Raw genomic sequence first — 24,424 nt, 5'->3', positions numbered from 1 at the left:
CTCGTTCACAGCTGCATACAGGAAGGTCTTCACATGATTCTCGGAAAACGGCTCACGGTCGTTGCTGCGGCGGCGTTGTTGCTGCTGTCGGCCGCGTGCGGTGGCGGAGGAAACTCGCAAACCAGTGGTTCGACAGTCGGAGGTCCTGCAGGAGAACCTGTGTTGGGTGGAACGGCTCGGATAATCGAAAATGCAGAGCCGCGTAGCCTCGACCCGGCTGTGATAGCGAACTCGTACGCGAACTCGCCGGTACTGGGTAATGCGCTGTACGGCACGTTGATGATCAACGATCCGGAGACGAACGAGATCGAATACAAGATGGCCGAAGATTTCTCGACCTCCGACGGCGGCAAGACCTTTATCCTCGAGCTGCGTGACGGGATCGCATTCTCGGACGGAACCCCCTACGACGCTGCAGCTGTCAAGACTGCGTGGGAGCACGTGAAAGCACCCTCGACCGCGTCACCCGACCGCCCGCAGGCAGGATTGATCGAGTCGGCCGAGGTTGTCGCCCCGACGACCTTGAAGGTCACATTGACCGAACCGGTTCCCAACTTTGCGAATGCGGTGCTTCAGACGTCGTTGAACTGGATCGCCTCGCCGGCGACACTCGCTGCAGATCAGGCAACGATAGATTCCAAACCCATCGGTGCAGGTCCGTTCACCCTCGTTCGTTGGTCTCGTCAGGACGTCATCGAGTTGACTCGAAACGACAACTACTACGACGCTCCTCGACCGTATCTGGACAAACTCGAGATTCGGGCGATCGTCGACCCCGACCAGCGGTACAACACTCTGGTCAGCGGGGGTGCCGATCTGGCGCTCGAAGGTGTGTGGACGAATATCGACAAGGCCTCGAAGGGCGGATTGCAGAATTCGGTGGTGCCTCTCGGCGGCGGAATCGCGATGGTGCTCAACAACACCAAGGCGCCGTTCGACGACGTGCGCGCCCGCACTGCACTGTCTCATGCACTCGATCTCGAGGGACTCGACAACGCTCTCTATCAAGGCACCGGAGAGATTCCGAGGACGCTGTTCGACGAGAGTTCGCCGTTCTACAAGGACATTCCGTTGGCCGAACAGGATCTGGCCGAGGCGCAGAGCCTGCTCGACGAGCTTGCAGCGGAGGGCAAACCGCTCGAGTTCTCGCTCTCGGTCTTTCCCGGAAACAGTGACTTCGGTGAAGCCGTGCAGACCCAGCTCAGCACCCTCGAAAACATCACCGTCAACGTCCAGGTCATCGACTTGGCAGAATACGGCCGGATCATGGGTCAGAAAGACTACGACGTCATCACCAGCACCGTGATGTTTGCCGATCCCGAACCACGCCTGTGGCTCGGATTCAACAGCAAGTCCAACGGAAACTACAGCGGCGTCGATGATCCCGCACTCGACGATGCCCTGAACCGCGGCCGCGTCGCTACCGACGAGTCCGAACGTGTCGTGGCTTACGAGGAGGTACAGAATCGACTTGCCGAACTGAATCCGGTCATTTTCTACACGCGGGCATCTCCCGGCGTCATGGCAGGCACCCAGGTCGGCGGTGTCGAGCAGTACGGAATAGGCTCGGTATTGCCCGAGACCCTGTGGATTGCGGAGTGAAGCAATGACCGCCACGTTGCTCGAGGTCCATGATCTGCACGCCTATATCGGTTCACCGCGCGGGGTCGTCCGCGCGGTGGACGGGGTAAGTTTCGATCTCGCTGCATCCGAGGCCTTCGGGGTGGTCGGCGAGTCCGGATCCGGTAAATCGGTGATGGCTCGAGCGATCATGGGACTGATGCCCAAGCATGCCGCCATGACCGGTGAGGTTCTTTTCGAGGGCCGAGACCTATTGCAGGTCAACGGAAAAGAACGAGAGTCGATCTGGGGAACCAAGATCGCCATGGTCTTTCAGGATCCTGGCCGATCGCTCAATCCTGTTGTTCGTATCGATCGACAGCTCACCGAGGGAATGCGTAAACACCTCGGCATCTCGCGGTCCCGGGCACAGAGTCGAGCGCTGACTTTGCTGCAGGAGGTGGGTGTTCCCGATCCCGAGCGACGTCTCCGCAGCTACCCACACGAACTGTCCGGCGGTATGCGTCAGCGCGTGATGCTGGCCATCGCACTCGCCTGCGAGCCGGACCTGCTGATCGCCGACGAACCGACCACGGCGCTCGACGTCACTGTTCAACGGCAGATTCTGGATCTGTTGCGCAAGATACAGATCGAACGTGGGATGTCCACGATGTTGATCAGCCACGACCTCGCCGTCGTCGCCGGACGTACCGACCGAATGGCCGTGATGTACTCGGGGAAGATGGCCGAAGTGGGCTCGACCCGAGAGGTTTTCGCATCCCCCCGGCATCGGTATACACATGCGCTTCTCGGGGCCACACCCACCATCGATCACGAGAGGCATTCGCCATTGAAGTTGATCCCGGGTTCGCTACCGATTCCTACCGATCCACCCGATGGATGTCGATTCGCTCCCCGCTGCGAACATTCGCAGGTCGAATGTGTTTCACCGGGGCCGACGATGACCGCTGTCGGTACCGACCATCGGGTCGCGTGTATCAACCCGGTGGACACGGCTCACTCAACTGCCGCGGGCGGTGAGCTCGTTGGCCGGTAGTGGTACTGCGCATCTGAGGGGAGAGGACGTCCTCCTCAGTGTCGAGAACCTCGAAGTCGAATACCGGACGAAGGGCGGAACGTTCAAGGCCGTCGGCGGAATCAGCTTCGATGTCGAGCGGGGGGAGACCCTCGGAATCGTCGGTGAGTCGGGATGTGGAAAATCGACCACAGGACGGGCGGTGCTCCGTCTCGATCCGATTGTGGGTGGCCGCATCCGGTACAACGGCGAATGGATCGAAGAAGTTTCCGAGAAACGAATGCGTCTGCTTCGGCGCGAGATGCAGATGATCTTCCAGGATCCGGTTGCTTCGCTGAATCCGCGGCGGTCCGTCAAGGACATCGTTGTCGAAGGCCTCGCGATCGGCGGCACCCCGTCCGAGGAGCGTGCGCGTGCATCTCGATCCGTGCTCGGTCAGGTCGGGCTGTCGGGCGCACGATTTGCCGAGATGGTTCCCCGTCAGCTGTCCGGGGGTCAAGCACAGCGCGTTGCAATCGGGCGCGCGTTGGCCCTGAACCCTCGTCTGTTGATCTGCGATGAGCCGGTGTCTGCACTGGACGTCTCGGTGCAGGCACAAATCCTGAACCTGCTGGAGACCCTCAAGAAGGAATTCGACCTGACCGTCGTGTTCATCGCCCACGACCTCGGCGTCGTACGAACGGTCAGTGACAACGTTCTGGTGATGTACCTCGGAAAGGTGTGTGAGTACGGCGATTCCGCCGAGGTCTACGCAAGTCCAGTGCATCCGTACACCCGAGCTCTGTTGGATTCGGTCCCATTGACCGATCCGGAGAAGGGGTTCGCGGGGCCGGCCCTGACCGGAGATATTCCTTCGCCGCTGACTCCGCCGTCGGGCTGTCCGTTCAGGACGAGATGTCCCTCTGCGCAGAGTCGGTGCGCCGAGGACGAACCGGTGATGCGCGAGATACGTCCGGGCCGGTTCGCCGCGTGTCACTTCCCTCTCGATGCATAAGGCCTACCGCACGGAGGTTGCTCGCGCGTCAGGCTTCCTCGGTCAGGCTTTCTCGGTCACCGTGGCCGAGCCCTCGAGGGCGTCACGAAGCCCATCGCCCAATGTCGAGAAGGCGAGGACGGTCAGAACGATCATGAGAGCAGGTGCCACGATCGTTCCGGGGGAGCTGTAGACGTTGTCGAAAGCTTCGCGCACCATCGAACCCCAGGAAGTTTGGGGCGGTTGGACACCGAGTCCGAGGAAGCTCAAGCTCGCCTCGGCAACGATGGCCACGCCGGCGGAGAACGACAGTTGCACGAGCAGCGGGGAGGACGCGTTGGGCAGAACATGGCTCCACAACATGCGTCCTCTCCCACAACCGAGTGCGCGGGCAGCTTCGATGTACGTTTCGGTCGCGATCGACTCTGCGGCCCCGCGGGCCAAGCGGAACAGCGAGGGAGCCATGACGAGCCCTATCGCCACCATGGCATTGGTCAGTCCGGGTCCGAAGATGCCGATGATGGCTATGGCGAGAATCAGCGGGGGCAGAGCTTGGAGGGCATCGGAGAACCGGCTGAAGAGTCCGCCGATCCACCCGCCCGTCACCCCGGCGAACAGCCCGGTGGGAATGCCGATCAGCGCGGCTACCCCCACTGCCTGAATGACGGCCAGCATCGTGACGCTGGCGGACGAGAGCAGCCGGCTGTATTCGTCGCGGCCGTAGATGTCGGTGCCGAGCCAATTCTGCGCGGTCGGACCCGAGAGGCTGTTTCCGAGATCCTGCGCATTGGGGTCGAACGGAGCGATCGCATCTCCGAACACGGCAAGAAAACCGACGAACAGCAGAAACACGAGCGCCGTCATCGCCGGAATGTTGCGGCGCAACAACACGAGTGGTCTCGACGTACGGAACGAGTGCGCAAACCTTTTACGGGGCCGTGCGGGCGGCTCGGTGGACGTCTGCGAAGCATCGAGGGGAGCGACGGTTTCGCTCATGGAAGTCCTTTCGAAGGGAGAATGATCGGTGGACGGGGCCGGACCGATCAGACTCGGACCCGTGGGTTCAGATACGCGGACGCCATGTCGACGACCAAATTGATGACCACGATCGCGACGGCCATGATCATGACGATGCCGAGGATGACCGGAATATCACGGGTGAAGACGGAATTGACTGCGAGAGTGCCGAGTCCGGGAAGGGCGAAGACGAATTCGACGGTGACGGCACCGGCCAACACGCGATTGACCTGAAGTCCGAGCACGGTGACGATCGGAACGCCGGCGACTTTGAGCGCATGCTTTCCCACGATCCCGCTCGTGCGAAGTCCCTTTGCCCGCGCGGTCCGGATGAAGTCCTTGCCGAGGGTGTCGACCACGGCGGCTCTGGTCTGGCGGGCGACTTCCGCAATCGAGATCGCGGCGATCGCGATTGCCGGCAGAAAGAGGTGTTGCAACCACGGCACGAGTCCGTCTGCGAGCGGGATGTAACCGGTGGCTGGAAATATCGGCGCAGAAATTGCCAGTCCGATCACCAGCGCCAGCCCGATGATGAAGGGAGGCACGGCCATGGCGACGCCGGCAAAGGCGGTCAGCGCCCGGTCCGCCAGCGAGTTCGCTCGCATGGCTGCGAAGATCCCCAGCGGCAGTCCGATGACGATCACCAACACCATTGTCACCACGGCCAAGGACAGGGTCACCGGAATGCGTTCGAGGAGAATCTGTGCCACCGACTGCGAGCTGTACAGCGACGTGCCGAAGTCGCCTGTGAACACATTTCCCAGCCAATCGACGTATCGGACCACCAAGGGCTCGTCGAGGCCGAGTTGCGCGCGCAGCGCCTCGATATCGGCAGGCGACGCACTGTCACCGGCAAGGTTGGTTGCAGCGTCTCCCGGCATCAGATCGACGAGTAGATAGACGAAGAAGCTCAGGAACAGTAGAAGTGGGATCGCAGAGAGGAGGCGTCTCGCTAGCAAGGTGGTCATCTTCCCTGCACATCCTCTCGCGGCGCGCTCGTCGTTCGCCGTCGCGATCGTGGGTCGGGAACTGCTGCGACCAGTGACTTGGTGTACGGGTGCTCGGGTCGCTCGAAGAGCTGCTCGGCCGTTCCCGATTCGACTATTTCGCCCTGGTACATGACGAGGACTCGGTGAGCGAGAAATCTGATCAGTGACAGATCGTGTGAGATGAAAATGTAGGACAGGCCACGCTCGGTCTGAAGGTCGAGCAGGAGATTGAGAACCTGAGCCTGGATCGAAACGTCCAGTGCCGCTACCGGTTCATCGCATACGATGAAGTCTGGATCGAGTGTGAGCGCGCGCGCGATGGCAATGCGCTGCAGCTGCCCACCGGAGAACTCGCGGGGGTACTTGTCGAGCTGGTCTGCCCGCATACCGACGCGCTCGAGCATCTCCACAACTCGTCGATCCCGTTCCTCGCCCTTGATTCCGAAGTGAATGGTGAGGGGTTCGCCCACAGCGTTGCGAATGGTCATGTGTGGATCCAAGGAACTGAAGGGATCCTGGAAGATCATCTGGGCTCGACGGCGGAAGGCCAGAAGCTCTTTACCCTTCAGCTCACCGACGTCGCGCCCGTCGAATCGAACTGTGCCCGAATCGGGTTCGATCAATCTCAGGACTTGACGGCCGATGGTGGATTTACCTGCTCCGGATTCCCCGACGATGCCGAGAGTTTCTCCGGCGGAGACGGTGAACGACACGTCCTTGGTCACCGCCGCGCGTTCGGTCACTCGGCCGAACATGTTGCGGGCGGTCGGAAAACTCTTGTGAAGTCCCTCGACTTCGAGGAGAGCTGTCATGAGCCGTAACCCTTCAGGGTCAGTTCTTCGTGACGGAGGCATCTCACTGCGGTTCCGCCGGAGAGGTGCTGCAAGGGCACCGAGTGTTCGTCACATCGGCCCGGTTCGGCGTAGGCGCATCGGGAATCGAATCGGCAGCTGGTCGGCCAGTCCCACGGCGCCGGCACAGCTCCGGGGATGGCCGACAACCGCGTTCGTTGTGAGCGTGCATTCGGAATCGCGGCGAGCAACCCCTCTGTATAGGGATGTCGCGGTTCGTCGAACAGGCCGTCGATATCGGTCGATTCCACAACCTGACCGGCGTACATGACGTTCACCCGGTCGCACATCTCGGACACGACGCCGAGATCGTGTGTGATGAACAGAATCGACACGTCGTACTCGTGCTGCAACTGTTTCATCAACCTGAGCATCTCTCGCTGAACCGTGACATCGAGTGCGGTCGTGGGCTCGTCGGCGATGAGTAGCTTGGGCCGACACACCATCGCGATGGCCAGCATCACTCGCTGGCACATGCCGCCGGAGAACTCGTGTGGGTAGAGCTTGGAACGTTTTCTCGCGTCCGCGATCCCGACCGAGTCGAGCATCTCGATGGCTCGAACGACGGACTCCTTCTTGGAGACGTCCTCATGACGACGGACTACTTCAGCAACCTGATCCCCGACCGTGAAAGCAGGGCTGAGGCTTCGACGTGGCTCCTGGAACACCATTGACACATCGGTGCCGCGGATGTCGGACATCTCCCTCTCGGACAGGCCGACGATCTCGCGACCGGCAATCTTTATGGAACCGGAGACTCGGGCCACCCGCTGGGGCAGCAATCCCATCGCGGCCAAGGAAGTCACTGTCTTCCCTGAACCCGACTCGCCGACGAGTCCCACGGTGGTGCCGGGAGGAACGCTGATCGACACTTCGTCGACAACACGGGTCCATCCACGATCGGTGGCGAACTCCACGCTCAGTGCATCGATCTCCAGCACGCCGTTCGTCGCTGTGGCGGGGGGTGAGAGGGCTGTGTCCGTTGCCATGACAGGTTCTCCTCGGTCGACGATCCGCCGCTGATGCCGACGACGGAGGTGGCGTCATGCGTTCATGATGACCTGCATCACAGTAGACCAAATCGCGACGACATACCTAACTTAGGTAGATAAGAGAGATATCGGTCGACCGTGCCGGTTTTCGAGGCGCAGCTGGTAGTGGGGCGAAGCTAGCGGAAGGTGACGCAAATTGGGTGTCGATTCGTCTCGATCCTTTACAGTGACCCATCACACAAGGTACTACTAGTCGGACCGATTGCGAATCGCAGGGTCGACGCCTCGGCGCTCTGTGCACCGGTCTCCTCACCCAAGGACAAGGAACACGTCAGCATGGCTAGAAGATCTTTCCGACGGTGGACAATCGTCGCAGCAGTGGCAACGCTGAGTGTGGCTCTCGTTGCGTGCGGAGGTAGCAGTTCCACTGCGCCAGGGGCATCGGACGAGAACCTGGTGGCGGATCCGAACGGCGCAATCCGTGTGGGTTTCGTGATCCCGCCGGCACCGCTGAACCCGCACAAGGTGGCATCGGATATCGGAGCGTACGCATACCTCGCTCCCGTCTACGACCGGTTGACACAGATGGTGTCGGGGGAGAGCGGTGCCGAACTCGCACCGATGGTGGCCACGGAGTGGGAGTTCGCTCCCGACGGGCTGTCGGCCACGTTCACCCTTCGTGACGACGTCACGTTCTCCGACGGAGCGAAACTTGACGCAGCCGCGGTGAAAGCCAACATCGATCATGCGCTGCAGACCCCCGATTCGACTGCCAAGACGTACCTGTCGGTGATCTCGGGGGCCGAGGTGGTCGACTCGACCCATGTCGTGATCCGCACGACGCGACCGGCTTCGGACCTGCCGTACGTGCTCTCGGGCGCGTCCGGATCCCTGATCAGTCCAGCAGCTCTGGACAACCCGGACTTGGACGTCAATCCGGTCGGGTCGGGTCCTTACACCGCGACTTCGGTCAAGGTCGGCGATTCGGTCACGTACGAGAGACGTGACGGATACTGGGATCCGACTGCACAACAGGCCAAGTCGCTCACCATCACCGGGATCGTCGATGACAACGCCCGGCTCAATGCACTGCGATCAGGACAGATCGACATCGCCTACTCGCCGGTGACCAGTTACAACCAGAGCAGCAAGCTGGGGGCGGGATTCGGCTTCTTCAGCTATCCCGAAGCGAACGTCTATTCGCTCCAACTCAACACGGGCAAGCCGAACGTCGACAACGTGAAATTCCGTCAAGCACTCAATTACGCAGTCGACCGGGAGGGGATCAGTGCTTCCCTGACCGCGGATCAGTGCGTCCCGAACGGACAGCCGCTTGCGCCCGAGCGCGTCGGACATCTCGACACACCTCCCGTCGAATACTCCCACGATCCGCAGAAGGCCCGAGATCTACTGGCGGAAGCCGGGATCGAGAACGCGAGTCTGAGTGTCGTCATTCCCACCGGATTGTCGCTGCAAGAAGGCCTGGCGTCGGCGCTTCAGGCGCAGTTCCGTGAGGTCGGCATCGATATGCAGATCCAGCAGGGTGATCCCGCCACCTCCAGCGCGGAGTATGCGCAGGGTGCCTACGACGGCTACGTTCAGTCTCGGACGCCTTTGCCTGCGTCGAACCAGTCGCTCGCTCGCTTCTACCTCAACTCCCGTGGATTCCCAGGACCGATTTCCTCCGGAGTGCAGGATGCGGTTCTTGCGTCCTACGACCCCAATATCGAGGACGCCGCACGAGACGCCGACATCGAGCAGGCAGCTGCCGTGGCCACCGGAGATGCACTCGATGTCTTCATCTGCGCTGTGCCTACCCAGTTCGCGTACAGCGACAAGGTCATCGACATCGACTCGATGGGTGTCTCGAACTTCCAAGGTATCTTCGACCTGCGTTACGTGGGTATAGCCGCGAAATGACCGATAGCACTGCAGGAGTAAGGCGATGAACGCACGTATATCTGTCAGTGGCCTGTGCTTTCCGACGCTCGATCTCGTGACGACGCTCGATGTCCTGCGCAGTGTCGAGGCCGGTCGAACCACGTTGCAGGCGAGAAAGTTCAGGAGTTTGGGCTGGGAACTGGGGATCGACGCTGTTGCGTCCTCGGGAATCGAGGTCGCCGGGCTTGTCGCGAGCTACCCCGAAACCGTGGGCGATCGTTCGACGTGGTCGGAAATCCGTGCCGATCTGATCGAGACGGTCGACGCTGCAGTGGTTCTCGGTGCGCCCATGGTCTACAACGTCACTGGTCCGATGCTCGATACAGGCAGGCAGGCTTCGTTCGAGGCATACGCAGAACTCGTCGAACCGGTCGTATCGCACGCGAACGCGGTCGGTGTGGCGCTGGCTGTGGAGCCGACGCTGCCGTCTTTTGCATGGGTGTCTTTCGTCCATTCACTGGCCGACGTCGAGGATCTGGACTCTCGAACCGGCCTCGGAGTCTGCCTCGACCTCCGGCACGTATGGAACGAGCCTACGCTGCAGGCTTATCTCGAACGCAACATCGGCCGCGTCGCCCTGGTTCAGATCGGCGACACCATCGACGGCAGCGACGGCCCTGAAGCTGCCGTACCCGGTGACGGGATCATTCCGCTCGCGGACCGCATCGAACGAATCGAGAAGGCCGGCTACCAAGGGGTGTACGACCTCGAACTAGCGGGACCGCTGATCGACGCGGAGGGCCATATCGCCTCGGTCCGCCGCGGTGTGGCTTTACTGGAGAGCATCCTCTAGGCGGCGCAGCGGACCCAGTCGAAGTGTGCCACCCCCGGACGAATCCGGGGGTGGCACACTTCGTTCGGTAGTATTTCGATCGAGTCAGACGTCCCATTCCAGAATGACATTTCCGCTGGGACCGAGCTGAGCACCGGACTCGCTCGGCACCTCGGAGCCCTCGACGAGCCTGTAGTTCGGGATCACCTTGTGCCATTCCTCGAGGGCTATCTTGAGCTCGCGACGCGCGAGGTGAGAGCCGAGACAACGGTGAGGTCCCGCACCGAAACCGATATGGTTGTTCGGGCTTCGGTCGATCTTGACCTCCTTGGCATCGGGATAGACCGAGTTGTCTCGGGTAGCGAGATTCAATGGCAGGGAAATCATTTCGCCCTTGGCGATCGGACACCCTGCGACCTCGGTGTCCTTGGTGACCTTGCGCGAAGGAATGACGATCGCGTACGCGCGGACGAACTCCTCGATAGCGGTCGGAATCAGATCGGGATCGTCGACGATGCGTTGACGATCGTCCTGGTGTCGAGCCAGATGGTAGTAGATGGTCCCCAACGTGGCCGAGACGGTATCGAGGCCTGCCATGAACATCAGCAGGCAGAATGCACCCAGATCCTCGTCGTTGACCGGCTTTCCGTCGATCTCGAACGACAACGCCTTGGTGACGAGATCGTCTTTGGGTTCGATTCGTCGCTGCTCGATCACTGTCGCGAAGTACGAGGTGACACCCTTCGTCGCTTCACCGCGGCGCTCGGCGGTCTCCTCGGCGGTGGCACCGGAGAAGTGCAGGATGTCGTGCTCCCACTTCATGAATTGGTCGAGGTCCTCGAACGGTAGGCCCATGAGTTCGAGGAAGATGAAGGACGGGTACTGAAAGGCGAAGTCTGCCATGAAATCACAGCGACCCCGTTTGGCGATATCGTGAATCAGCGACACGGCTCGGTCGCGAACCTTCTCTTCCAGGCGGGAAATGGCCTTCGGCGAGAAATGCGGTCCGAGCTGCTTGCGCCACTGCAGATGCTCGTCACCGTCGAGCATCTCGGGAATCCACCGGTAGGTAGGATTCGGATTGAACACGGTTACGGCTTCGTTCGAGAACGTTTCCGGCTCTTGATATACGGCCAGAATGTCGTCGTAGCGGGTGACGATGTAGTGCCCGTTGGCGAACTCGTTTCGGTACACCGGTGCCTCGTCGCGAAGCTTGTCGTACAGTTCGATCTTTTCGCCGAAGGGCATCGGCTGGTAGTGGTTGAAATTGACCACCGGGCAGCCCCTGGAGGTGGTCTCGGTCGATTCTGTAGTGCTCATGTTCTCCTCGAATCTTTATAGGGCGTCGTACTTCTACAGCGATGTCTTGTTCGTCAGGGGGCGGGTTCAGCTTGCGTTGACCGTCGACAGTCCGGCTGCGACGAGGTCCTGCCACTTCCGTATCTTCACTCGGTCGCGTCCGTCCGCGAGACCGAGTTCTCTCTCCTTCGCGGCAATGGAATTCCATGCGACCTTGTCGAGAAGACCTGTGCATCGCTCGGTCAGCAGGTCCAGCGGAGATCCGACGGTTTCGGTTCGACGTGCCAACAGGGTTTCGCGATCTTCGAAGACGGCTGCTGCTGTGGCCTCGGCATCGGATCTGTTCGTTCCCAGGATTCCGCTCGGGCCGCGCTTGGCCCACCCCACCGTGTACTCCCCAGGTTGTGCGTTCTCGTCGCGGACGACGCGATGGTCACGGTGCGGGATGGTGGCGGTGCTCTCTCGAAAAGGGACGCCGGCAATGGGACGCGAACGGTAGCCGACGGCACGCAGAACCAGTTGCACTGGAAGCTCGTGGGTTTCACCGTCACGCTCGATGCGTACCGCACGGACCTCGTCGACCCCGAGGACTTGGGTCGGCTGCGTCGAAAAGTGGAAATGGACTCGCTTCGGTGCACCGGTCGGTTGCCGGACAGCCCACTTTCTCAGTACGGCAAGAGTACGTTTGGCTGCCGTGGGGAGGCCACCGTCGATCTCTTGCGCAGGCAGCTGTGCCGGATCGACCATCACGTCCACTCCGGTGAGCTCACCGATCTCCCGCAGCTCTTTGGTAGTGAACTTCACGAATTCGGCTCCCCGCCTGACGAGGACGTGCACATCGGTCACGCCGCTGGCTGCCAAAGCATCGAGCGTCTCGGAGTCGATGTCGGTGTGGCGCAATTCCGCCACGTCCTTGACGAGGAGACGAGTGACGTCGAGTGCGACGTTTCCGGCTCCGACCACCGCGACGGCACCGGTCGACGACAGATCGAAGAGCTGTGCCTCGGGATGGCCGTTGTACCACTTGACAAATGCCGTGGCCGAGGAACTTCCCCGTAGTTCTTCCCCGGGAATCGACAGACTGTTATCGGCATCGGCTCCGGTGGCGTAAACGATCGAATCGTAGTGTGCCCGCAGTGCATCGACATCGACATCGCGTCCGATCTCGACATTGCAGAAGAGTCGTACGTTCGGCCTGTCCAGTACTTCTTGAAGGGTGTCGGCGGCCAGTTTGATGTTCAGGTGGTCGGGCGCGACGCCGTAGCGAAGCAACCCGAACGGGGCAGGAAGCCGCTCGAGCACGTCGACGTGCACCAGCAGATCGGAAGCGAAGGTGAGTGCGTCGGCGGTGTAGAGGCCTGCAGGTCCGCCGCCTACCACGGCTACACGTAGCGGGCGCTCGTTCGACGGCGTTGCGGTATCGCTCATGTGGGATTCAGTGAAGGCTGATGGCGCGTTCGGGGCACGATGCGACGGCGTCGATTGCCTTGTGCTCGTCGGCCGGGTCGATGTCGACCTCGGCGTTGAGCGCATAGCCACTGTCGTCGATATCGAAGAGCTCCGGATCGATCTGGTAGCAACGAGCGTGACCGGAACACAGAGTGAGATCGATTCTGGCTTTCATTCGGGCCTACTTTCAGGGGAGAAGCGAGTGGCGGACAAGGAGAGTTGCTCAGGCGTCGATGTGGTCGCGTTCGAAGAGGTCCATCGGCCCCAGTCGAGCGGCGGCCAGTAGCGGACCGATATCGGCACCCAGTTCGGACGCGACGTCCTCGACCGAGCGCAGGTCTTTGATCAAATATCGGGGCAGGCTTGCGCGGTACTTGTCTGCTCCGATACCGGAGGCCGCGATGTAGCGTGCGGCACTGCTTCCGCCACTGCTGACGGCCAACACGTTCAGCAGGGTTTCCTCCGAGATACCGAGCGACCTCGCTGCCTCTATCGCCGTCAGAGTGAGTTGAGTGCAGACGGCGAACAGCGCGTTGTTCAGCAGCTTCGCGGGTAACGCCGTTCCCAACTTACCGGTTCGAATGACGTTGGCCGCGTACGCGCTCACCACATCGGAGGCGTTCGCGACAGCTCTGTCCTCGCCGGCGAGCAGCACAGTCAGTCGACCTTCCCGAACAGCGTCGGGTGTTCCACTGAAGGGCGCCTCGACGATTGCGACACCGAGGTCTTCGGCCTGCGAGGCGAGTGCTCGAAGGGAGGTCGGGCTTCCCGTGGTGTGAGAGACGAAGACCGAGCCCGGGCCCATTCGCGCGATGATCTGCGGGCAGACCTCCATCACCTGCGCGTCCGTGAACAGGCACGAGACGACCACGTCCCGTGTGCCGAGCGATTCCGGGTCCTCCACGGTGGCGGCACCAGCAGCGCGGAGGCGGTCGATGACCTCGGGTCTGCGGGCGTACACCGCAGTGGGCAGGCCCGCGTGCAACAGACGCTCGACCATCGGCTCGCCGATATTGCCGGTGCCGATGAAACCTACTCGGAGGGAGGTCATGTCAGCGCTACTGGCAATTTGCCGTACTTCCGGGCACCACCGAGCTTGCCCAGCGTGAGAAAAACGGTGTTCTGGCGATCGGTAGTGTGCGCCTGGTCATCGGGGAGATCTGCCTCGTGGTACACAGCCTCGTGTGGGCACGCCGGTTCGCAAGCGCCACAGTCGATGCACTCGTTCGGGTTGATGAACAGCTGGTGTTCGCCCTCATAGATGCAATCGACCGGACACTCCTTCACGCAGGCGCGATCCATCAGGTCAATACAGGATTCGGTGATCACGTAAGTCATTGCAGTGCCCTCATTTTCGCTGCTTGGTGTAACAGTGCGGAACCGAGTGTCAGCCGGTCCCCACGGGCCAGGTGATGGTTTTGGTTTGCAAAAATTCGTCGAGCCCCGCATCGCCACGCTCGCGACCGAGTCCGCTCTGCTTGTAACCACCGAAGGCTCCGTGCGGGCTCATACCACCTCCGCCACCGTTGACCGTGACCGTTCCGGTACGAATTCGCTTGGCGAGCTCGTACGCGCGCACTGGGTCCTTCGACCACACTCCGCCGGCCAATCCGTAATCGCTGTCGTTGGCGATGCGGATCGCCTCGTCATCGTCGCCGAATGTGATCACCACACCCACCGGTCCGAAGAATTCCCGCTGCGCGATGGTCATCGAGTTCTCGACGTCGACGAAAAGCGTGGGCTCGACGAAGAAGCCCTTTTCGAGTCCTTCGGGGCGACCGCCACCGACTGCGAGGGTTGCCCCCTCGGCGATTCCGGCCGCAATGAGTTGTTCCACCTTGGCTCGCTGAGCAGAACTGCCCACCGGCCCCATCACCGTGTCCGGTGACGCAGGGTCGCCGACCTTGATCTTCTTCAGTGCATCGGTGACGAGTTCGATCAACTCGTCCCGGCGCGATCGATGCACCAACGTTCTGGTGAGGAAGGCGCATCCCTGGCCGGCATGCAGCACGATGTCTCGAACCACGGAGCCGACCACCTTGGTCAGGTCTGCGTCATCGCAGACGATGTTGGCCGACTTTCCACCGAGTTCGAGCACGACCTTCTTTACGGTCGAGGCTGCTTGCTCGAACACTTTGCGGCCGACCGCATCCGATCCGGTGAAACTCACGATGTCCACCATCGGGTTGGTGCTGAGCTCGAGTCCGGCGTCGACATCACCGGCGACGATATTGAGCACGCCGTTCGGTAGTCCCGCCTCCTCCGCGATCTCGCCGAGGATGAATGCCTCGAACGGCGTTGTCGGCGCAGGTTTGAGAATCGTCGTGCAGCCGGCTGCCAAGGCCGGTCCGAGCTTCATCAAGTTGAGAAAGAATGGAAAGTTGTAGGCCGATATCAACGACGCGACTCCCCACGGCTCTCGTCGAATGACACCCTGGCCGAGCGTGCCCCCTACGTGGGGAGGCATCGGTCGCTCCATCGGGAACTGAATCATCACCCGTTCCGCCAAGTCTCGGAAGTGAGCAATCGGAAAACCGATCTGAAAGGTCTCGGCACCGATTCTGGTTCCGCCGGATTCCGCGATGTTCATCCGCACCAACTCGTCGACACGCTTGTCCATGACGTCGGCCATACGGCACAGCACAACCGAGCGCTCTCGTGGCGACATCCGAGGCCACGGGCCATCGTCGAACGCGGTGCGGGCCGCAGCGATCGCCTTCGCGACGTCGGCGCGGGAGGCAACCGGTGCGAGGCCGATGGTCTCTTCGGTCGCTGGGTTGATCACCGGTGCGGTAGTGCCGAATTCGCCTGGCACCCAGGCTCCGTCGATGAAGAGGTGGGGATATTCCTTGTACATTTCTGGTCCTCGGTCCGCGGTGCCGGTCGGTGGGTGAAGCTCCGAACCTCTGATCAGGAAATTGCGAATGCCTTCGTGTGAGCGATCGCGGTCCCGGCATCGACCTTCATCTGCAGTCCGGTGACGAACTTCGCCTCGTCCGAGGCGAGGAATACGACAGCGTTACTGATGTCCTCGGGCTCGACCCACGGGACGGGCATCGGCTGGTTGTGGTGGAACGCGCCGACAGTCTCCTCGCGGGTCGGATGCTCGAGATCCGGCCGAAAGACCCTGTACATCCCTTCGCTGTGCAGCATGTCCGTGTTGCAATTGGTGGGGTGAACCGCATTGACGCGGATCGATTCCGGAGCCAGCGCGAGCGCGAGGGAGTGCACATATTCCGCGACACCCTTCTTGGCGTGGCTGTAGCCGGCACCGCCAGCTCCGAGTGCGGGGTTGTCCGTGCCGCCTTTCATCAACGCGGCGACGGATCCGGTGGCGATGATCGACGCACCGGCAGTCAGGTGCGGGTACGCGGCGCTGATGGTGTTGATGACGCCGACCAGGTCCACATCGACTGCGTCGAGGAATGCTTTGCGTGGGACGTCGCCCAGGGGGCAGATGCCAGCGTTGGCGACCACGATGTGAAGACCGCCGAGCTCGGAGATGCCCAGGGCGATGGCGTCGCGAATTTGGGCCGGCTCACGGACATCGGCGACAGCGGTGATGCAGCGACGGTTTTCTTTCTCCACCAACCGTTGTGTTTCGGCCAGGTCGTCCTCGTCGGCAAGGGCGTAGCTGTTGGTGTCGATATCTCGACAGATGTCGAGCGCAAGGACATCGGCACCCTGTGCTGCCAGCGCTATCGCGTGGCTGCGGCCTTGGCCGCGGGCAGCGCCAGTGATCAGTGCGATCTTGCCGTCGAGCTTTCCCATGTCGTTCTCCTTCTCGATTGGTGGCCGGCCTGCCTGGTGTGTCAGCGGTGCGTCCACCTTAACTATCTAACTAGTAATACCTTGTGGCCTTGATCACTGTAAAGCAACAGTGCGATTCGGGGAAGCGAACCGTTGGACCGCTGCCCGTCGAGCAATTGTGTAACGAATGGTCGAATTATGCTGCCCCCAGCTTCGCATGTAGGTGGCGTGGTTCGGCGCGACTTACGAATACTCGGCGAAGTGGCGCTAGAGTCGAATCGATGGAGACCGAGCAGCGCGAGATGTGGCGATCCGAGGGGCCTGCCGCCGCGGCCGAGGTTCGGGTACCGAAGGCCTCCGAGCGGATCGCTCACCGCTTGCGCGGGCAGATCGTGCGTGGCGAGATAGAGCCCGGTCAGATGCTCCCCCCGGAGAAGACGCTGATGGTTCAGCTCGGCGTCTCGCGACCGACGCTGCGAGAGGCCTTCCGGATACTCGAGAGTGAAGGCCTGATCACGGTGGTGACCGGCTCCCGTGGCGGGCCACGGGCGCGCTTGCCCGATCTCGACGTGGCCTCTCGGCATATCGGGCTCTACTTGCAGATTCAAGGAACAACGCTCGAGGACGTGTTGGAGGCTCGCGCGGAGTTCGAGTCGGCGTGCGTTCGTCTGTTGGCTCGCAGATGCCCGCCGGAGGGGCTCGAATCCCTCCGCCGCTGCGTCGATGCTCACCGGCAGCGGGTGGCGGCCGGCCTCGACAGTGAGGACGGCTTCGTGCGGTGGGTGGCACTCACTGCCGAGTTTCACGAGTTGATCTCGTTGAACTGCGGAAATAAGACGCTCAATGCGCAGGTCAGCGCGCTGCGAGACGTGCTCGATGCGCATCGGACCATGGGCATCCGGCAACGAGTCGACGACGCGGATGCCCCAGAACGGACGGCTTATGCTCCGTCGGTCGTCGAGGATTACCAGAAGCTGGTCGACCTCGTCGCTGCGCGCGATGCGGTTCGGGCCGAACGGCATTGGCGAACACATCTGAAACGCGCCAGCGAGATCATCTATCGAAGCCGAGATCGAACAGCGACCATCAGCCTCTTCGACTGATCCTGGCCCTTCGACACGCGGACGACCCCATCACCCCGCCGGCATTCGTCGGCGGGGTTCTTCGTGTTTCCAACCGACTTCGGTGACGTGGATTACATATTCTGCTAGCCTTCAGAAAGCTAAACAAGTAACCCCAATTCAGCGTGTCTGGGGTGTCATCCAGGAGGATTCATGCCACTGCAGAGCCACATGCAACTCATCTCGACCGACGATCATTTGATCGAGCACCCCAAGCTCTGGTCGGATCGGCTGCCGAAGAAATTCGTACAGGCCGGTCCTCGCATCATCGAGAAGGAGATGCCGAGGTCCATTCACGCCGGAGACGGCGGCCGCAAGGACGGTGGCACCAAGCTCGCCGAGGTGTGGGAGTACGAGGGACGCATATATCCATACATCGGACTCAACGCCGTTGCGGGCAAGAAGCCGGAAGAGTACGGAGCCGAGCCGACCCGATACGAGGACATGATCCCGGGTTGCTACGAGCCGAAGGCACGTATCGCGGACATGGACATCGACGGCGTACAGGCGACTCTGTCATTCCCGTCGTTCCCTCGCTTCGCGGGGACTGTGTTTCTCGAGAGCCAGAACATGGAGCTTGCATTGCTCTCGGTTCAGGCTTGGAACGACTACGTTCTCGACGAGTGGTGCCCTACCGCTCCGGATCGGTTGATCCCGTTGGTGATTCTCCCTCTGTGGTCGGTGCAGGACGCGGTACGCGAGATCCATCGCACGGCTGCCAAGGGTGCCCGCGCGATCTCGTTCCCCGAGAACCCCTCACCGCTCGGCCTACCCTCGTTCCATACAAATCACTGGGATCCTGTGTTCGCTGCGGCGGTAGAGGCAGGATTGCCGCTGTGTGTCCACTTCGGTACCTCCGGAAAGGCTCCGATCACGGCCCCCGAGGCTCCGATGGCGGTCATGACGTCGCTGTTCGGCTGTAACTCGATGTACGCCACTGCAGATCTTCTGTTCTCGCCGGTATTCCACAACCACCCCGGTCTGAAGTTCATGCTCTCCGAGGGTGGAATCGGTTGGGTTCCTTACATGCTCGAGCGCATGGATGCGGTGTGGACGAAGCATCGCTACTACCAGAACATCAATCAGTCGGCCCGGCCGTCCGAGCTGTTCGCCAAGCACATATACGGCTGCTTCATCGAAGACGAGTTCGGTCTAGCGAATCGGCACCTCGTGGGAATCGACAACATCACGTGGGAAGGCGACTACCCGCACTCGGACTCGAACTGGCCCAATAGTCGCAAGCTCGTGCACGATTCGATGCTCGATGTGCCCGATGAAGATGTACACAAGATCGTCGAGCTCAATGCGCGCAAGCTCTTGAACTTTCCGCGCAGCTGAGTGACCCATCACCCCCGCCCTTGCGTACACGAGAGAGATCGAATCGATGGATGAGCAAGTCGAACAGTTTCCCGAAGCCGACTGGGTCGATCAGGACCTACTCACTCGCGACCTGGCCGGGTCGCTGCTCGAGGAAGAGATAGCCGCCGAACGCGGTCGCCTCGACAGGTTGAGTCGAGGCGAGGGTGGGGACGACATCGTGATGAGCAAAGCGGACGCGGAACGTCGGCTGGCCGCGATGATCGCGGTGCGCGACAGCGTCGGAAAAAACACCTCGGGCCGAATCGCTTACTAGCACATAAGTTTTCTACGAATCCGATCGAACCGAATGGAGGACGCGTGACCGAGCTGCTCGATACCGGCAGGCCGGTACCGCAGATGTCGCTTGGACGGGCACAGTACTGGGCCTCCGGGGTAGATGGTGTACTCCGAATTGCTCGCTGTCACAGTTGTTCTCGGTGGATGCACACGCAAAACGTGTTGTGCCCGCAGTGCCGGGGCCGCGATATCGGTTACGAACCCGTCTCGGGTCGCGGAACGGTGGTCGGGTTCACGGTCAATCACCAGCAGTGGCTACCGCACTTTCCGCCTCCGTACGTCGTCGCGATCGTGGCCCTCGAGGAGGATTCTCGAATCAGGCTGACCACGAACATCGTTCATTGCGATGTCGATGATGTCGCGGTGGGCAGTGCAGTTCGGGTTCTGTTCGAGCACGTGTCCGAGGAGGTCTGGCTCCCGCTGTTCGAGCCCGACCCGGACTCGTCGGCAGAGTCGGGTCCGATTCCCGAGCTGCAGGACTACCGATCGAATCTTCGCCCGCCGCCGACAACGGAAAGATTCGAGAGCAAAGTCGCGATCACAGGGGTCGGACAATCGAAGATCGGTCGTCGCCTGATGATCGAGCCACTCGCACTGACCATCGACGCCTGCCTCGCTGCGGTCGAGAACGCCGGTCTGACCTTGGCCGACATCGACGGCTTGTCCACCTACCCGGGCAGCGGTGGGGGAGGCGGCATGTCCGAGGGCGGAATCATGGCTGTGGAGCAGGCTCTGGCCGTCCATCCGACCTGGGTCAACGGCGGAAACGAGTTGCCGGGCCAGAACGGCTCCATCATTGCCGCGATGCTGGCCGTGGCCTCGGGGCTGTGTCGGCACGTCCTGTGTTTCCGAACCGTTTGGGAATCGACGCACTCGGAGCTCGTGCGCTCGGGGCGGATCCAGGTGCCCCCTGCCCGCCCCACCGGAATGTTCGAGCACCGTGCGCCGTTCGGTGCCATGTCCGCCGCCAATTGGATCGCGTGTCAGGCGTCGAACTACTTCCACCGTTACGGCGGCGACCGCGAGGCCCTGGGTGCCATCGCAGTCAACGCGCGCTCGAACGCCTCGGCAAATCCTGAAGCGGTATATCGCGATCCGATCACGATGGACGACTACCTCTCGGCCCGAATGGTGTCCACGCCCTTCGGTCTGTACGACTGCGACGTTCCGATCGACGGTGCCGTTGCGGTGATCGTCTCTGCCGTGGACGCGGCGTCGGACGGACCTCACCCGCCGGTGTTCGTCGAGGCGGTCGGTACTCAGATCATGGAAAGCCTGTCCTGGGACCAAGGCACTCTCACCCATACCCCGCAGTCACTCGGGCCTGCGGCGCATCTGTGGAGCCGAACGGATCTGCGACCATCGGACGTGGACGTGGCACTGCTGTACGACGGCTTCACGTTCAATGCGTTGTCGTGGCTCGAAGGCCTTGGGTTCTGCGAGCTGGGGGGAGCGGCAGACTTCATCGACGCCGGCCGAGGGATCGCCATCGACGGTCGGCTACCGCTCAATCCTCACGGCGGTCAGCTCTCCGCGGGACGAACTCACGGATACGGATTCTTTCGCGAGGCCGTGCTACAGCTCAGAGGCCAGGCCCCCGGCCGCCAGGTACACGAACCGAAAGTCGCCGTGGTGACCGCAGGCGGCGGAGTTCCCTCAGGAGCAATTCTGCTCCGAACCGACAAGCCCTGATTCACAGAACATATTCCGTAAGAGGAGTTTTCATGCATCGTCCACTGGAGGGCTACCGAATTCTCGAGGTCGCTCAATTCACCTACGTTCCCGCTGCGGGTGCAGTGCTGGCGGATTGGGGCGCCGACATCGTCAAGGTCGAGCATGCGGAAACCGGTGACCCCCAGCGCGGACTGGTCCGAGTGCTCGGTCATACCGCAGGCAAGGAAGGCTCGTCTTTCGCGCCGATCATGGAGGGCCCGAACCGTAGCAAGCGCAGCATCGGAATCGACCTGTCCAATCCCGCAGCGCGTCCGGTGCTCGAGGAACTGATCCGGCGCAGCGATGTCTTCTTGACCAACTACCTGCCCGGTGTGCGCACCAAGCTCGGCATCACAGTCGAGGACGTACGTGCGATCAACCCGAACATCGTGTACGTCACCGGAAGCGGATTCGGCAGTCAGGGTCCGGATTCGGACAAGGGTGCCTATGACGCCACCGGGTTCTGGGCGCGCGGTGGTAGCGCCGACGGCGTCATGGCAGAGGACGCGGACTCGATGGCGTTCATGCCCGCCGGAGCGTACGGCGACAATATCGGCGGTATGACGATAGCCGGCGGAATCGCGGCGGCGCTGCTCGGCCGTGAGCGAACGGGAGAACCGTCCGAGGTGGACGTATCGCTCCTGGGTGTGGCGGCCTGGGCAACTCAATTCTCGGTGAATCTAGCCTTGAGTTCGGGTGGACCATTGCCGAAGGTCAAGCGGAAAAAGACTGCCGCAGCGGGCAATCCGCTCACCGGCTCCTATCGGACCGCCGACGGTCGGTGGCTTCAGTTCTCGATGCTGCAACCCACGCGATTCTGGAACGAGTTCGTCACTGCCATCGGTCTCGAGCACCTGGTCGACGACGCTCGCTTCTCGACGATGGACGGGATCTTTCAGCATGCCGAACAGATCGGGGACTGGTTCGCCGAGGCCTTCGCCACTCGTTCGTACGCCGAGTGGCTGGTCGACTTGACCGGTCTCGGCGGTCCATGGGCCCCGGTACAGAACAGCTGGGACGTCGGCAACGACGCCGCTCTGATAGCGAACGGCCGCATCACGGATATCGTCGATGCAGATGGAGTGGCCCAGAAGCTGGTGGCCAATCCGGTCAAATTCGACGATCAGCCGGTGCAGATGAGGCGCGCGCCCCAGTTCGCAGAACACACCGACGACATCCTGCGTGAGCTGGGACTCGACGACGAGCAACTGATCGAACTCAAGATCGCCGGAGCTGTTACCTGATGGCCACTCACCGGAACACACGGGTTCAGAGACCGTCTCACTTGTAGTACTTTGTTATACAAGTCACCAACGCTCTCGTCTGAGAGTGCCCGGGGCGGTGTGTCGGAGACACCCGGTCCCGCTCGAATGGAGGAAGTCGTGAATCTCAAGGTCGGTCAATCGTTGGGTAGTGCGCTCGACACCACTTCGGTGATCGTCGTGCGCGCCCCCGCCGTCGAGGTTTCTCTTACATGCGGCGGTGTCGAGATGGTCGTCGGAGCCAAGCCGACCGGTGACGGTTCGCAGATCGAGCTCTCGAAGGTCGGCGGTGCCGTGCTGGGAAAGCGGTACGTGGACGAGGCTGTCGGCGTGGAAGTGTTGTGCACCAAGCCAGGTCGGGGTGCTCTCGAAGTGGACGGTGTCGCACTCACGATCAAGGCGGCCAAGCCGCTTCCGTCATCGGACTGACCGAAGTGAGTGTCGGATGAACATCACGTTGTTGTTGGACATGGCAGTGGACGGCTTCGCCGATCGGATCGTCGTGGGCACCCGGGATACCGGTCTCACCGCCGCACAGATACACCGGCTCGCCGCGGTGGGTGCAGCCGAGATTGTCGACAGAGGGGCAGACGCACTGGTCTATCTGGCCGTGAATGGTCCGGCGTTTCCCGTCGCGATGTTCGCAGCCGCGCGAGCTGGAGTTCCGTTGGTGCCGGTCAACTATCGGCTCGGCCGGGAGCAGCTGGATGCGTTGTTGGCCAACCATCCCCGCGCACTCGCGCTCGCTGGAACGGAACAGACGGACGCCCCTGTGCGCGCAGGACTCTCGGTTCGCTCTCCCGAGCAGTGGCTGGCGGAACTGTCGAGTACAGCAGAATCGGTGGTCGAGGGATTCGATGAGGCCGCCGAGAGTGACGGCGACCAGGCTCCGGCCGTCATCATCTACACCTCCGGAACGACGTCGGCCCCCAAAGGCGTGCTCCTACGCCACGAGAACCTCTCGTCCTACGTACTCGGATCGGTCGAGTTCGCCTCTGCCGACGCGTCCGATTGTGCTCTGGTCAGTGTGCCGCCGTATCACATCGCGGCGGTGGCGAACGTGATCACCAATCTGTACGCCGGGCGGCGGACGGTGGTGCTCGAGCAGTTCAGCCCGGCGCAGTGGCTGCACACTGCCAGAACGGAAGGTGTGACCAACGCTCTCGTCGTGCCGACGATGCTCTCTCGGGTGGTCGAAGCGGACGTGGACAAGGCTGTCCCCACCTTGCAAGGCTTGGCCTACGGCGGTGCCCCGATGCCCACGCAGGTCATCGAGAAGGCGCTTGCGATGTGGCCCGATGTAGGTTTCGTCAACGCGTACGGACTCACCGAAACGAGTTCCACCATCGCCGTTCTCGGGCCGGACGATCACCGAGCTGCGATCGACAGCGATGACGATGCCGTTCGGGCACGACTCGGATCGGTCGGCCGAATTGTTCCCGGAATCGACCTCGAGATCAGAGATGCGTTCGACGAGGTTCTCGGTCCGAACCAGATGGGTCGAATCTGCGTTCGCGGCGACCAGGTATCCGCGGAATACGCCGGCATCGGGCGAATGGTCGACGATCGCGGATTCTTCGACACCCGGGACAAAGGTTTCATCGACGACGAGGGCTTTCTGTTCGTCGGCGGGCGGGTGGACGACACGATCATCCGGGGCGCGGAGAACATCGCTCCAGCCGAGATCGAGGAGGTAGTGCTTCGGCACCCTGCCGTGCTCGACGTCGCCGTCGTCGGCGTTCCGGACCCGGAGTGGGGCCAGCGCATCGAAGCCGCCGTCGTGCTTCGGCCGGGCATGTCGGTCGACGCCGCAGATCTGCGGGAGTTCGTTCGATCGTCTCTGCGCAGCAGTCGAACTCCCGAGAACATCGTCTACTGGGACGAGTTACCGCGTACCGAAACCGGCAAGCTGGTGCGCCGGCACGTGGTCGAACGACTGACCGAGCAGGCCACGGGTGTCTAGTTCCCGCGGTTCTTCACTCCTGATGTACCCGGACAACCCATGCGCCGGTACCGCATCGAAGGCACCGCAACGATCACGGA

General features: G+C 61.8%; 23 protein-coding genes. 12 read left to right on the top strand and 11 right to left on the bottom strand.

Going from position 1 to position 24,424, the window contains the following annotated elements:
* Positions 1-33 precede the first annotated feature (33 nt).
* The 3 genes from BH93_RS19955 to BH93_RS19945 are packed head-to-tail and all read left to right on the top strand — an operon-like array spanning position 34 to position 3,590.
* Positions 34-1,602 carry an ABC transporter substrate-binding protein gene (locus BH93_RS19955; RefSeq protein WP_037176137.1) on the top strand — a complete coding sequence of 523 codons (1,569 nt, stop codon included), beginning with the start codon at positions 34-36 and terminating at the stop codon, positions 1,600-1,602.
* A gap of 4 nt (positions 1,603-1,606) precedes the next feature.
* Positions 1,607-2,617 carry an ABC transporter ATP-binding protein gene (locus tag BH93_RS19950; RefSeq protein ID WP_037176138.1) on the top strand — a complete coding sequence of 337 codons (1,011 nt, stop codon included), beginning with the start codon at positions 1,607-1,609 and terminating at the stop codon, positions 2,615-2,617.
* Positions 2,607-3,590 (top strand): ABC transporter ATP-binding protein, encoded by a 984-nt coding sequence (locus tag BH93_RS19945; RefSeq protein WP_037176955.1) that lies wholly within the window; start codon positions 2,607-2,609, stop codon positions 3,588-3,590. Before BH93_RS19950 ends, BH93_RS19945 begins: the two co-directional genes overlap by 11 nt.
* Before the next feature lie 42 nt (positions 3,591-3,632).
* Here the strand turns inward: BH93_RS19945 and BH93_RS19940 are convergent, their stop codons facing one another.
* From BH93_RS19940 to BH93_RS19925, 4 genes are read right to left on the bottom strand one after another with little or no spacing between them, the layout of a single operon-like run.
* Positions 3,633-4,565: an ABC transporter permease gene (locus BH93_RS19940; protein WP_080739180.1), complete on the bottom strand. Its 933-nt coding sequence runs from the start codon at positions 4,563-4,565 to the stop codon at positions 3,633-3,635.
* A 47-nt stretch (positions 4,566-4,612) separates the two neighbouring features.
* Positions 4,613-5,554, bottom strand: a complete 942-nt coding sequence (locus BH93_RS19935; RefSeq protein WP_037176141.1) for an ABC transporter permease — start codon at positions 5,552-5,554, stop codon at positions 4,613-4,615.
* Positions 5,551-6,387 carry an ABC transporter ATP-binding protein gene (locus tag BH93_RS19930; RefSeq protein WP_052065575.1) on the bottom strand — a complete coding sequence of 279 codons (837 nt, stop codon included), beginning with the start codon at positions 6,385-6,387 and terminating at the stop codon, positions 5,551-5,553. The genes BH93_RS19935 and BH93_RS19930 overlap by 4 nt, the downstream gene beginning before the upstream one ends.
* Complete coding sequence (locus BH93_RS19925) at positions 6,384-7,415, bottom strand: ABC transporter ATP-binding protein (protein WP_052065579.1); 1,032 nt, start codon at positions 7,413-7,415, stop codon at positions 6,384-6,386. Before BH93_RS19925 ends, BH93_RS19930 begins: the two co-directional genes overlap by 4 nt.
* A 339-nt stretch (positions 7,416-7,754) precedes the next feature.
* Here BH93_RS19925 and BH93_RS19920 point away from each other — a divergent pair, with 339 nt between their 5' ends.
* Together BH93_RS19920 and BH93_RS19915 are read left to right on the top strand one after the other, a co-directional pair.
* Positions 7,755-9,338, top strand: coding sequence for an ABC transporter substrate-binding protein (locus BH93_RS19920; RefSeq protein ID WP_037176143.1), 1,584 nt, complete (start codon positions 7,755-7,757; stop codon positions 9,336-9,338).
* Between the two features lie 25 nt (positions 9,339-9,363).
* Entirely contained in the window at positions 9,364-10,152 is a 789-nt protein-coding gene (locus BH93_RS19915; RefSeq protein WP_037176145.1) for a sugar phosphate isomerase/epimerase family protein, read from the top strand.
* 84 nt (positions 10,153-10,236) lie between these two features.
* On the opposite strand, the gene BH93_RS19910 is transcribed toward BH93_RS19915, so the two are convergent.
* The 7 genes from BH93_RS19910 to BH93_RS19880 all read right to left on the bottom strand — a co-directional run bounded on the left by BH93_RS19910 (position 10,237) and on the right by BH93_RS19880 (position 16,650).
* Entirely contained in the window at positions 10,237-11,451 is a 1,215-nt protein-coding gene (locus BH93_RS19910; RefSeq protein WP_037176146.1) for a cytochrome P450, read from the bottom strand.
* A 66-nt stretch (positions 11,452-11,517) separates the two neighbouring features.
* Positions 11,518-12,858, bottom strand: coding sequence for an FAD-dependent oxidoreductase (locus BH93_RS19905; RefSeq protein WP_037176147.1), 1,341 nt, complete (start codon positions 12,856-12,858; stop codon positions 11,518-11,520).
* Positions 12,859-12,865: 7 nt separating this feature from the next.
* Positions 12,866-13,054, bottom strand: a complete 189-nt coding sequence (locus tag BH93_RS19900; RefSeq protein WP_037176148.1) for a ferredoxin — start codon at positions 13,052-13,054, stop codon at positions 12,866-12,868.
* Positions 13,055-13,102: 48 nt separating this feature from the next.
* The gene (locus BH93_RS19895; RefSeq protein ID WP_037176149.1) at positions 13,103-13,930 is read right to left on the bottom strand and encodes an NAD(P)-dependent oxidoreductase; all 828 of its coding nucleotides are present in this window, start codon (positions 13,928-13,930) and stop codon (positions 13,103-13,105) included.
* Complete coding sequence (gene fdxA, locus BH93_RS19890; protein ID WP_037176150.1) at positions 13,927-14,217, bottom strand: ferredoxin; 291 nt, start codon at positions 14,215-14,217, stop codon at positions 13,927-13,929. The genes BH93_RS19895 and fdxA overlap by 4 nt, the downstream gene beginning before the upstream one ends.
* 49 nt (positions 14,218-14,266) lie before the next feature.
* Positions 14,267-15,736, bottom strand: coding sequence for an aldehyde dehydrogenase family protein (locus tag BH93_RS19885; RefSeq protein WP_037176151.1), 1,470 nt, complete (start codon positions 15,734-15,736; stop codon positions 14,267-14,269).
* A 53-nt stretch (positions 15,737-15,789) separates the two neighbouring features.
* On the bottom strand, positions 15,790-16,650 hold the full coding sequence (locus tag BH93_RS19880; protein ID WP_037176152.1) for a mycofactocin-coupled SDR family oxidoreductase: 861 nt from the start codon (positions 16,648-16,650) through the stop codon (positions 15,790-15,792).
* 260 nt (positions 16,651-16,910) lie between these two features.
* On the opposite strand from BH93_RS19880, the gene BH93_RS19875 reads away from it, so the two are divergent.
* The 7 genes from BH93_RS19875 (at position 16,911) to BH93_RS19845 (ending at position 24,344) form a co-directional block, all read left to right on the top strand.
* Positions 16,911-17,732 (top strand): FadR/GntR family transcriptional regulator, encoded by an 822-nt coding sequence (locus BH93_RS19875; protein ID WP_052065584.1) that lies wholly within the window; start codon positions 16,911-16,913, stop codon positions 17,730-17,732.
* Positions 17,733-17,903: 171 nt separating this feature from the next.
* Positions 17,904-19,088, top strand: a complete 1,185-nt coding sequence (locus BH93_RS19870; RefSeq protein ID WP_037176153.1) for an amidohydrolase family protein — start codon at positions 17,904-17,906, stop codon at positions 19,086-19,088.
* Positions 19,089-19,134: 46 nt separating this feature from the next.
* Positions 19,135-19,383, top strand: a complete 249-nt coding sequence (locus BH93_RS19865) for a hypothetical protein (protein ID WP_037176154.1) — start codon at positions 19,135-19,137, stop codon at positions 19,381-19,383.
* 83 nt (positions 19,384-19,466) lie between these two features.
* The gene (locus tag BH93_RS19860; protein ID WP_037176961.1) at positions 19,467-21,098 is read left to right on the top strand and encodes a thiolase C-terminal domain-containing protein; all 1,632 of its coding nucleotides are present in this window, start codon (positions 19,467-19,469) and stop codon (positions 21,096-21,098) included.
* 32 nt (positions 21,099-21,130) lie between these two features.
* Positions 21,131-22,363, top strand: a complete 1,233-nt coding sequence (locus BH93_RS19855) for a CaiB/BaiF CoA transferase family protein (protein WP_037176155.1) — start codon at positions 21,131-21,133, stop codon at positions 22,361-22,363.
* 138 nt (positions 22,364-22,501) lie between these two features.
* Positions 22,502-22,810, top strand: coding sequence for a hypothetical protein (locus BH93_RS19850; protein WP_155291068.1), 309 nt, complete (start codon positions 22,502-22,504; stop codon positions 22,808-22,810).
* A 16-nt stretch (positions 22,811-22,826) separates the two neighbouring features.
* A complete protein-coding gene (locus BH93_RS19845; protein WP_037176157.1) occupies positions 22,827-24,344 on the top strand; it encodes a class I adenylate-forming enzyme family protein in 1,518 nt (505 codons plus the stop codon).
* Positions 24,345-24,424 lie beyond the last annotated feature (80 nt).

Source organism: Rhodococcoides fascians A25f (genome assembly GCF_000760935.2).
Taxonomy (GTDB): domain Bacteria; phylum Actinomycetota; class Actinomycetes; order Mycobacteriales; family Mycobacteriaceae; genus Rhodococcoides.
Note: the sequence above shows the minus strand (reverse complement) of the source record. Positions and strands in the feature narration are given on the sequence as shown.

Excerpts from the sequence above, each read along its gene's own strand:
- BH93_RS19940 (WP_080739180.1), bottom strand. The coding sequence starts at position 4,565 with ATGAGCGAAACCGTCGCTCCCCTCGATGCTTCGCAGACGTCCACCGAG.
- BH93_RS19905 (WP_037176147.1), bottom strand. The coding sequence starts at position 12,858 with ATGAGCGATACCGCAACGCCGTCGAACGAGCGCCCGCTACGTGTAGCC.
- BH93_RS19955 (WP_037176137.1), top strand. The coding sequence starts at position 34 with ATGATTCTCGGAAAACGGCTCACGGTCGTTGCTGCGGCGGCGTTGTTG.
- BH93_RS19880 (WP_037176152.1), bottom strand. The coding sequence starts at position 16,650 with ATGGGAAAGCTCGACGGCAAGATCGCACTGATCACTGGCGCTGCCCGC.
- BH93_RS19925 (WP_052065579.1), bottom strand. The coding sequence starts at position 7,415 with ATGGCAACGGACACAGCCCTCTCACCCCCCGCCACAGCGACGAACGGC.
- BH93_RS19950 (WP_037176138.1), top strand. The coding sequence starts at position 1,607 with ATGACCGCCACGTTGCTCGAGGTCCATGATCTGCACGCCTATATCGGT.
- BH93_RS19855 (WP_037176155.1), top strand. The coding sequence starts at position 21,131 with ATGCATCGTCCACTGGAGGGCTACCGAATTCTCGAGGTCGCTCAATTC.
- BH93_RS19875 (WP_052065584.1), top strand. The coding sequence starts at position 16,911 with ATGGAGACCGAGCAGCGCGAGATGTGGCGATCCGAGGGGCCTGCCGCC.
- BH93_RS19865 (WP_037176154.1), top strand. The coding sequence starts at position 19,135 with ATGGATGAGCAAGTCGAACAGTTTCCCGAAGCCGACTGGGTCGATCAG.
- BH93_RS19870 (WP_037176153.1), top strand. The coding sequence starts at position 17,904 with ATGCCACTGCAGAGCCACATGCAACTCATCTCGACCGACGATCATTTG.
- BH93_RS19920 (WP_037176143.1), top strand. The coding sequence starts at position 7,755 with ATGGCTAGAAGATCTTTCCGACGGTGGACAATCGTCGCAGCAGTGGCA.
- BH93_RS19910 (WP_037176146.1), bottom strand. The coding sequence starts at position 11,451 with ATGAGCACTACAGAATCGACCGAGACCACCTCCAGGGGCTGCCCGGTG.
- BH93_RS19930 (WP_052065575.1), bottom strand. The coding sequence starts at position 6,387 with ATGACAGCTCTCCTCGAAGTCGAGGGACTTCACAAGAGTTTTCCGACC.
- BH93_RS19935 (WP_037176141.1), bottom strand. The coding sequence starts at position 5,554 with ATGACCACCTTGCTAGCGAGACGCCTCCTCTCTGCGATCCCACTTCTA.
- BH93_RS19915 (WP_037176145.1), top strand. The coding sequence starts at position 9,364 with ATGAACGCACGTATATCTGTCAGTGGCCTGTGCTTTCCGACGCTCGAT.
- BH93_RS19900 (WP_037176148.1), bottom strand. The coding sequence starts at position 13,054 with ATGAAAGCCAGAATCGATCTCACTCTGTGTTCCGGTCACGCTCGTTGC.
- fdxA (WP_037176150.1), bottom strand. The coding sequence starts at position 14,217 with ATGACTTACGTGATCACCGAATCCTGTATTGACCTGATGGATCGCGCC.
- BH93_RS19860 (WP_037176961.1), top strand. The coding sequence starts at position 19,467 with ATGTCGCTTGGACGGGCACAGTACTGGGCCTCCGGGGTAGATGGTGTA.
- BH93_RS19885 (WP_037176151.1), bottom strand. The coding sequence starts at position 15,736 with ATGTACAAGGAATATCCCCACCTCTTCATCGACGGAGCCTGGGTGCCA.
- BH93_RS19895 (WP_037176149.1), bottom strand. The coding sequence starts at position 13,930 with ATGACCTCCCTCCGAGTAGGTTTCATCGGCACCGGCAATATCGGCGAG.
- BH93_RS19845 (WP_037176157.1), top strand. The coding sequence starts at position 22,827 with ATGAACATCACGTTGTTGTTGGACATGGCAGTGGACGGCTTCGCCGAT.